Here is a 7,680-nt window from a genome sequence, read left to right as displayed (position 1 = left end):
CTACGTCTTCCGAGCCAACTGCAGCCCTTGCAAGGTCTTCTCGCCGATCATGCGGGACTTCGCCAACCGCTACGCGCTCACCGTGAAGGGCGTCTCGGTCGATGGCTCCGAGAACGCCTACATCGGCAACTCCTTCGTGGATCACGGGCAGCTGCGCAGCTGGGGCATCGAAAACCCGGCGACGCCCTCGATCCTGTTGTTTCAGAGCTCGAGCGTGGACCCCGCCTCCGGCGCCGCGCGCTCCACCCGCGTGCGCCTGTCCGATGACCGCGTGGTGGAGGTCGCGCCCTGCCTCAAGCCGCAGGGCTGCCTGACCTACATCGGCGCGGGCGTGATGGCCCAGGATGACATCGTCGAGCGGATCTACGTGATGCTCGCGACGCGTCCTGGCGAAGACTACTAGCAGGAGAACCGACGATGTTCCGGAAGCTCGTCGCGGCCGTTCTTTCAGCAGCCATGTTCCTCACCTACGGCGTCACCCCGGCCGCGGCTGACGTCAGCGGGAACATGGATGCCTATTGGAGCAGTGGCCTCGCGGCCGCGAATGTCACCGGCCCCAGCGCCTACACCGGTCAGGCCGGCGGCTATTACACCGGCGGCAACATTTCGATGCGCGCGCCGCAGGACAACTATCAGCTCGCCTCCGTGACCTTGCCGTCCTTGCGAGGTGGGTGCGGCGGCATCGACCTCTTTGGCGGCGCCTTCTCCTTCATCGGCGCCGACCAGCTGATCGCGATGATGAAGAACATCGCCTCCAACGCCGCCCCCTACGCCTTCATGCTCGCGCTGACGCTGATCTCCTCGCCGATCTCCGACCAAATCAAAACCTTCGAAGACTGGGCGCAGAAGGTGAACGCCATGAACATCAGCTCGTGCGAGGCCGCCGAGAAGGTGGTGGACGGCGCCGCGCGGGCCATGATCGGCAAAAACGCGCTGTGCCAACGCCTCGGCCGCATGCACGGCACGTTCTCGGACGCCGCCGCGGCCCGCAACAAGTGCGAGGGCAGCAACGCGCTGACGGCCGCCAGTCCCGCCACGGCGGAAGAGCACGAGTGGGATCCGGTGAACCGGAACCTGGCCTGGGAGGCGATCAAGAAGCACCCGATGCTGCGGAGCGATCACGAGCTGGCCCAGCTCCTGATGACGGTGACCGGTTCCATCGTGATCGTCTGCGGCGCCGACGCCGGTGCGCTGGACGAATGCAAGCAGTCAGTGCTGCCGGCGAAGGGCGGGGACGAGGCGGTGCTCACCGCGCTCCTCGACGGCGGCGCCATCAAGGCCCACCAGTGTGACGACTACGACCTCTGCCTGAACCCCGCGGCGAACGGGCTCTCGATCACCGTCAACGCCACCTCCGGGCTCAAGAACCGGGTCAGGACGATGCTCACCAGCATCGTTGACGCGATCCGCACCCGCACCCCGCTCACGTCGGAGCAGATCGACTTCGTCAACATGACCAGCCTGCCGGTCTACAAGATGGCCTCGGTCTACGCCTCGCTGCACGGCGCCAGTTCGGAGGCAGTGATGGGCCAGTACGCCGAGGTGATCGCCCTCGACATCGCCTACACCTGGCTGATGAAGACCGTCCGCCAGGTGGAGGAGGGACGCAATCACCTGCAGGGGATCCCCAGCGAGGACCTGCTGGCCTGGACCGAGCAGACCCAGGCGCTGCGAATGGAGCTCCTGCAGCGCCAGGAGAAGGTCTCGACCAAGATGACGGCGCTCGAGGACATGATCGGGCGCACGCGGGAGATCGAGAAGGTGATGCAGGGCGAGACGGCCGGCCGCATCGCGGAAGCCATCTCCTACGCAAACGCTCTTCGCAGGTAGCGGCCATGTTCGAGGTCATCACGTTCGGCGGCGGCGAGAGCTACCGCGACATCTTCATCGGCGTCGCCCTGATGACCGGCACGGGCGGGATGGCCTCCCTTGTCCGCCTGGGCCTGATGCTCGGCTTGCTGCTGGGCATCTTGCGGATGATCGGCGACCTGAACCCCGGTCGGGTGGTGAAGTGGTTCATCGTGGCGGCCATCATCTACGGCGGCCTCTTCCTGCCGAAGGTGACCGTCAAGATCACCGATCGCTACAATCCCGCCCTGCCGGGCGCGACGATCGCCAACGTGCCGCTGGGCGTGGCGTTCGCGGAGGCGACGGCCTCGCAGATCGGCGCGCGCGTGATCGACATGACGGAGACGGCGTTCGGCAGCCCCACGGACGTGCAGTATTCGCAGACTGGGATGATCTACGGCGCCAAGTTCATGGAATCGGCCACCCGGCTGCAGTTTCAGGACCAGGTCTTCACCCAGAACCTCGACGCCTTCTTCAAGAACTGCGTCTGGTACGACCTGCAGGACAACCAGTATACGGCCGACGAGCTGGCCAAGGCCGACGACCTTTGGGCCTTCTTCGCGAGCCACCCGCCGAACCCGGCGCGCAGCAGCCCCTACGTGACGGGCTCCGGGGTGGCAGCGGTCCAGATCAAGACGTGCCCCGACATCTACAGCTCGCTCGCGGCGGCCGTCGACAATCAGACCCAGGCCTCCGCCAAGGCGATGGAGCGCCGCAACCGGCCGGGCCTGCCCGACGCGTCGCTGCTCCCCGCGGCGCTTAGCGAGATGGGGACCCTGGTGGGCCTGACGAACGCGGCGTCCACCGACGCCCTGCGCTCGCTGGCCCAGGTGGCCACCCTCAATCAGCTGAAGGCCAGCCTGAACGGCAGTTCCAGTGAGAGCGGCGCGTCCAACGCGCTCGCCCAGGCTCAGGCGCAGCTGCAGACCCACAACACCGGCAATCTGCTCGGCAAGGTGGGGGAGGGGGCCATCGTCGTCCTCAAGATCGTCGTCGACGCCCTGTTCATCGGCATGTTCCCGGTGCTGTTCCCATGCTTCCTCCTGCCGAGCATCGGCGTGCGGATGCTCCAGGGCTACCTCACGGGCTTCTTCTATCTTCAGCTCTGGGGCCCGATGTACGTGATCGTCCACCAGATCATGATGTCGGCGAGCTACGCCCAGACCGAGGCGGCGGCGATGCTTCCGGGTGTGAGCAACGGGTTCAACCTGCAAACCCTCGACGGCATCAACAGCGTGAACGCCAACATCCAGACCGTCGCGGGCATGATGGTGCTGATGATCCCGGTGCTCGCGGCCGCCCTGACGAAGGGCGCGATGGCGGTCGGCGGTCAGGGCGAAGCGCTCCTGCAGCCCTTCCGCAGCGGGGCGGAGGCCGCTGCTGGCGCCCAGACGACGGGCAATCTCAGCTACGCCAACACGAGCGTCGACACGCACGCGTTCAACAACGTCACGGGCAACCGCATCCAGAGCTCGAGCTACATCGACCAGGGCTTCATCACGTCGCGCAATCCGCGGGGTGACGAGTACACGACCGACCGCTCCGGGGCTCTGCTCGGCGTCAGGGCGGCCCCGGCGGATGCGGCCGTGAACATCGAACGGCTGCACGAGCGCAGCGCCGCGGCCGGCGAGCGGGCGCGGATCGCGACAGAGCGCTCGAACACCCTCGACCACGTTGCCGCCACCGCCGTGGCGGACACCAGCCAGCGGATCCACGAGGCGGCGTGGTCGCGGACCTCCGGCTCGGAAAGCCGAACCGGCGTGAGCAACGAGGCGCGCGACAGCGACAGCACCGGCGCGTCCTACGTGACGCAACTCCGTGACGAAGCGATGCGGCGTTACGGCGTTGGCTTCGACTTCGCGGCGCGGGCGACGGAGCAAGCGACGATAGGTACGCAGCAGGCCTTCGGAGTGAGCGGTGGCATCGGCCTCGGGCGGGGCGGCTACGGCGCAAACCTGTCGCACAACATGAGCGCAACGCAAGCCGAGTCGCGGTTCGCCCAACGTCAGAACGACGCCAAAGAGGACGCTGCGCTCGCTTGGATCCGTCAACAGACGCAGGCCTCGGAGTTCCGGAAGAACCTGGACCGCACGAACACGGAGGCGCTGAACAAGAGCTACGCCACCTACAGGGGGACTAGCCAGTCGGTCAGCGACAAGACCGCGTCCATCTGGTCGTCGACGAAGAGCTTCACGGATTCGGCGCGCCAGGCGAAATCCGATGCGGCCTCACTGGAGCATTCGGCTGAGGTCTCGACACGCACGGCGGAGGTGCTTCGGGGCGTGCACAATGCCGCCTTCCTGCAGTTCGCCGGCGACTACCTTCGGACGACGCCGGACAAGTTCACGCGCTCGGACGGTGAGATCGCGAACATCCTGCAGGGCCGCACGGGCGAAGATCGGGAGTTGCTCTACGAGGCCGCAGACGCCTTCGCGGCGCGCCACCTAGACCCTATCGGCGAGCCAGGCTTGATCGGAGAGAGCAGGAACACGTTGGGCGAACCGCGCGCCGCGGCGGAGTTGGGGGTGGTTCAAACGCCCGACAGGAGCCCCAGTGCGAGCGCAGGCCCACGGTCTGAAAGGCGCCCGGCTGCTGCGGCCTTCTCGGAGGAGGCGACGATCGACGGCGCGAAGCGGCTCGGGATCGGGGCGCCATCCTCCAATCGTGAACTCTCACCGGACCCAGAGCTCGGAGCGGTGCAGTCGGCCCTGGGCGACGAGGTGACTTCACAGCTTAGCAAAGAGGTGAAGAAGATCCCGAAGCGCTAAGGGCGCTTCCACAGATGCCACCAGGCGAGGTAGGCGCACACTGCGAGCAGCAGCGGAAACCAACCGAGGCGGATTAAGGCCGAGGTGTCGGAGTCCGTCGACAGAACGGCTCCGATGACTGGGGCGGCTAATAGCGCATTCGGCCACAGGGGCAGGCGGGCAGTCTCTCGCGTTGGGTACTCAATAGCCGTTGGCTCGTGCAACGACCGCATGGCGGGGTCGAACCACGCCGTCGAGCCGGGCGAGTGGGGATTCAGGTCGTCGCCATGCGTATCGAGGTGGTCGCCCTGGACCATGAGCTCATCCTCCAGAGGAACAAGCTCCACCCGCAGCTCGAGCGGGTCAAGAACATGCGGCAGACACGGCTATCGAGAGGCCGCCGGTCGCCGGGTGATCGCAGCCGAGGCCAGGGTCTCGGCCACGAAGTTGCCGGCGTTGATGGTCGCCTCGTTGGCGACGCTGTCCAGTTCGAGCGACTGGATCGATCGACCAGCGCCGAACAGGGGCGCCCGATCCGCCCTAGCCAAGGCCGCCGGCGCTCCAGCTAGGATCTGAGGAAAGCGATGAGCGGCCGAAAATCATTGCGATCGGCGGCTTGGAGCGCCGCGATGTAGGCGGCGCGCACCTCACCCGCGCTGCGCAGGGTGCTGTTGCCGAGTGTGAAACGTGGCTGGCCTGAACGAACGAGCAGAATGTCCGCCATCAAGCGCGACCAGCGTCCGTTGCCGTTCGGGAACGGATGAATGAACACCAGCCCGTGGTGGAAGCGGGCGGCGACTTCGTCGGCCGAGTAGGCGCCGTTCTTCGCCCAGTAGCCGATATTGTCGAAGAGCTCGTAGAGCCGCAGCTGGATGACGCCGCGCGGGACGCCGATGTTCTTGTCACTGAGCCGATAGGCGCCGGCCCAGCTCCACACCTTGCCGAACATCCGGCGATGAAGGCTCCGGCCAAACGCCTCGTCGATGGGATCGCGGCTGCGCTGGAACGCCCAGATATCGGCGTCGAGGATGTTCTCCTGTTCGAGTTCGTTGAGTTCCCGACGCAGCGCGATGTGGGTGGGGATCAGCCCTTCGCGTTCTTCGGCCGAGAGTGGCGTGGCGTCATCTGGCTCGATGAACAGGTCACTCACGGCGCATCCCATAGACGCGCCGGCTTGCGCCTCAGTTCACCGATCAGACGCTGCAGCGCTTCCTCGTGGCGCTTCCGGTCAGTGACCGTCTGGTTTTCGAGACGCATGGTCTGCTCAAGCGAGGCAAGCCGCTGACGAGCCAGCAACGCAGCCCGCTCCTCGATCATCTCCGTGAGCGGCGTGAGCGGCACGATCGCATAGACTAGGCGGCACCCCATCGCCTCGGCGGCGCGCTCAAGACTCTGGACGGTGATCTTGCCGCTCGCTTCACCGCGCTCCAGCTCGGAGATTCGAGGCTGCTTCACCCCCATGCGAACAGCGAGCTGCGCGGTCGTCATGCCGAGCGCATCGCGGATCGCACGAATCCAGCCGCGCTGAGGTCGCGCGAAGGAATCCGAGAGGCGGATGGGTTCGGCAAATCGCCGGTCAAGCTGTTCCGAAGCGGCGACCATGCGAGAAGAAATACCTTCTCAAGGCGGGATATGTCAAGAAGAATTATCTTCTTACATGTGCAAATGATATCGCAAATATCTTATAACAATGTAGCGCAGGCCCTGAGCCGCGCTTGAGGAAGAGCCAACCGGCGGTTTCAACCGTTTCGCGCCCGAACGGTTGGTCCAGTATTCGCCGCGTAGCTGGCCAGTGCTCGCGTGGTCGTTCAAACATGCCGGATGGGAAGCGTCGCTCACCGCCACCTTCCCATGGTCAGCCTGGTCGTAGAGATAGGTGACCTGCGGTCGTGCAGGCTTCAGCCATTGCGGGCGAACAAACATAGTGCGGCTGGTCCGCTCCGTCCCCGGAATCCGGATCACCGCGGCCAGCGCCGCCAGCGCAGCCAGCGCCGCCAGAGTGAAGTGACGCTTGGCTTACGCCTTGGGCGGCCTGGGTTCACGTGAGCTGCGCAGGGCTGAGACGATTGCGAGCTGCTGGCTGCTCGAGGCTCCGCCGGCGAACACCGCCAGGAAGCCCCACAGCAAGAGCATGAGAGCGGCGGCTTGGTGGCCCTCGATCGCAGCCTCCAGCCCGCGATAGACGGCGCCTGCGCCGGCGCAGGTGAATGCAAATGCGGCGACGCCGGTCACGACCTGGAGCGCCGAAAAGTAGGGGCCGACCGCGGCGCGGTTGAGGAGGATCTCCAGGTTCCGCGCGGCCTTGGGCGTGAGCTGCAGCGTGACCAACTCAGCTGTGTGTCCAGAGGGGCTCATGGCGGCAAGGTCGGCTCCTGGCTCAGAGTCCGGACGCGAACGTAGAGCCAGTTCCGGAACAATTCCGCTACGGGTTGCGGCTGGGACGTCCGACACGGCGCGCCCTCCTTTGAAAATGTGCATCACTCATGCGGCGAGGCTGCGCTTCGTCGGCGAAGCGGGCTGGGGGCCGATCGCGCGCTCGTCGACCAGCTCCCACGGCTGAGGGAGGTCGATGGTCACTGAGCCGTCGACCTCCAGTTGATAGGCCGCGGTGACGGAGACCGCGGCTTTTGTGGCGAGCTCGGGGATTCGGAGTTGAAGCGAGCGGCCGACTTTCTTCAGCACGTAACCGCCGGCATCGCAGGCGCCGAGCCGAACAGCCTGCGCCTTCTGCCGTGAGTCCCGCCCTAGGCAGACGTCCAGCTTCTGGTCCCGGGACAGCTTCAGATGATCGGCGAGCGGGGCCGGGATCAGGAGCAGGAGCTTGTCGCTATCCGCCTTCACGGTTGGGCGGCCGAGGGTGCTCAGAGGATGGACGGGAAAAAACTGAAGGCTCATGGCGGAGGTCCGGGGCTTAGGGGTTGGAGTTGAGGCCAGTGAGCGCGCCGACGATCGCGGGCGCCCAGAAGTCGAAGGCGACGTGAAGGGCCGTGACGACGAGAAACAGCGGCATCAGCCAGCGGCGGTTCTGAAGCCCAAGCGCCACGCCCGCCGTTGCCACCACATGCAGTCCCATCGACGGGGCGCG

General features: G+C 66.0%; 8 protein-coding genes. 3 read left to right on the top strand and 5 right to left on the bottom strand.

Features of this window, described 5'->3' with window-relative positions; genetic code table 11:
• The 3 genes from traF to QZV94_RS20755 form a co-directional block, all read left to right on the top strand.
• Positions 1 to 403, top strand: a 403-nt coding sequence (gene traF, locus QZV94_RS20765) for a conjugal transfer protein TraF (RefSeq protein ID WP_293681384.1), incomplete at its 5' end; no start/stop codon positions are given.
• 14 nt (positions 404 to 417) lie between these two features.
• On the top strand, positions 418 to 1,830 hold the full coding sequence (locus tag QZV94_RS20760) for a conjugal transfer protein TraH (protein WP_293681381.1): 1,413 nt from the start codon (positions 418 to 420) through the stop codon (positions 1,828 to 1,830).
• Positions 1,831 to 1,835: 5 nt separating this feature from the next.
• Positions 1,836 to 4,616: a conjugal transfer protein TraG N-terminal domain-containing protein gene (locus QZV94_RS20755; RefSeq protein ID WP_293681378.1), complete on the top strand. Its 2,781-nt coding sequence runs from the start codon at positions 1,836 to 1,838 to the stop codon at positions 4,614 to 4,616.
• A gap of 365 nt (positions 4,617 to 4,981) precedes the next feature.
• Here the strand turns inward: QZV94_RS20755 and QZV94_RS20750 are convergent, their stop codons facing one another.
• The 5 genes from QZV94_RS20750 to QZV94_RS20730 all read right to left on the bottom strand — a co-directional run bounded on the left by QZV94_RS20750 (position 4,982) and on the right by QZV94_RS20730 (position 7,490).
• On the bottom strand, positions 4,982 to 5,143 hold the full coding sequence (locus tag QZV94_RS20750) for a hypothetical protein (protein ID WP_293681375.1): 162 nt from the start codon (positions 5,141 to 5,143) through the stop codon (positions 4,982 to 4,984).
• Positions 5,144 to 5,160: 17 nt separating this feature from the next.
• A complete protein-coding gene (locus tag QZV94_RS20745) occupies positions 5,161 to 5,745 on the bottom strand; it encodes a mobile mystery protein B (RefSeq protein WP_293681372.1) in 585 nt (194 codons plus the stop codon).
• Positions 5,742 to 6,197: a mobile mystery protein A gene (locus QZV94_RS20740; protein ID WP_293681369.1), complete on the bottom strand. Its 456-nt coding sequence runs from the start codon at positions 6,195 to 6,197 to the stop codon at positions 5,742 to 5,744. Before QZV94_RS20740 ends, QZV94_RS20745 begins: the two co-directional genes overlap by 4 nt.
• Before the next feature lie 414 nt (positions 6,198 to 6,611).
• Positions 6,612 to 6,950 carry a hypothetical protein gene (locus QZV94_RS20735; protein ID WP_293681366.1) on the bottom strand — a complete coding sequence of 113 codons (339 nt, stop codon included), beginning with the start codon at positions 6,948 to 6,950 and terminating at the stop codon, positions 6,612 to 6,614.
• A 126-nt stretch (positions 6,951 to 7,076) separates the two neighbouring features.
• Positions 7,077 to 7,490, bottom strand: coding sequence for a hypothetical protein (locus tag QZV94_RS20730; RefSeq protein WP_293681363.1), 414 nt, complete (start codon positions 7,488 to 7,490; stop codon positions 7,077 to 7,079).
• Between the last annotated feature and the right edge of the window lie 190 nt (positions 7,491 to 7,680).

This window comes from uncultured Phenylobacterium sp. (genome assembly GCF_902826855.1).
GTDB lineage: Bacteria > Pseudomonadota > Alphaproteobacteria > Caulobacterales > Caulobacteraceae > Phenylobacterium.
Note: the sequence above shows the minus strand (reverse complement) of the source record. Positions and strands in the feature narration are given on the sequence as shown.

Excerpts from the sequence above, each read along its gene's own strand:
- QZV94_RS20730 (WP_293681363.1), bottom strand. The coding sequence starts at position 7,490 with ATGAGCCTTCAGTTTTTTCCCGTCCATCCTCTGAGCACCCTCGGCCGC.
- QZV94_RS20760 (WP_293681381.1), top strand. The coding sequence starts at position 418 with ATGTTCCGGAAGCTCGTCGCGGCCGTTCTTTCAGCAGCCATGTTCCTC.
- QZV94_RS20740 (WP_293681369.1), bottom strand. The coding sequence starts at position 6,197 with ATGGTCGCCGCTTCGGAACAGCTTGACCGGCGATTTGCCGAACCCATC.
- QZV94_RS20755 (WP_293681378.1), top strand. The coding sequence starts at position 1,836 with ATGTTCGAGGTCATCACGTTCGGCGGCGGCGAGAGCTACCGCGACATC.
- QZV94_RS20735 (WP_293681366.1), bottom strand. The coding sequence starts at position 6,950 with ATGAGCCCCTCTGGACACACAGCTGAGTTGGTCACGCTGCAGCTCACG.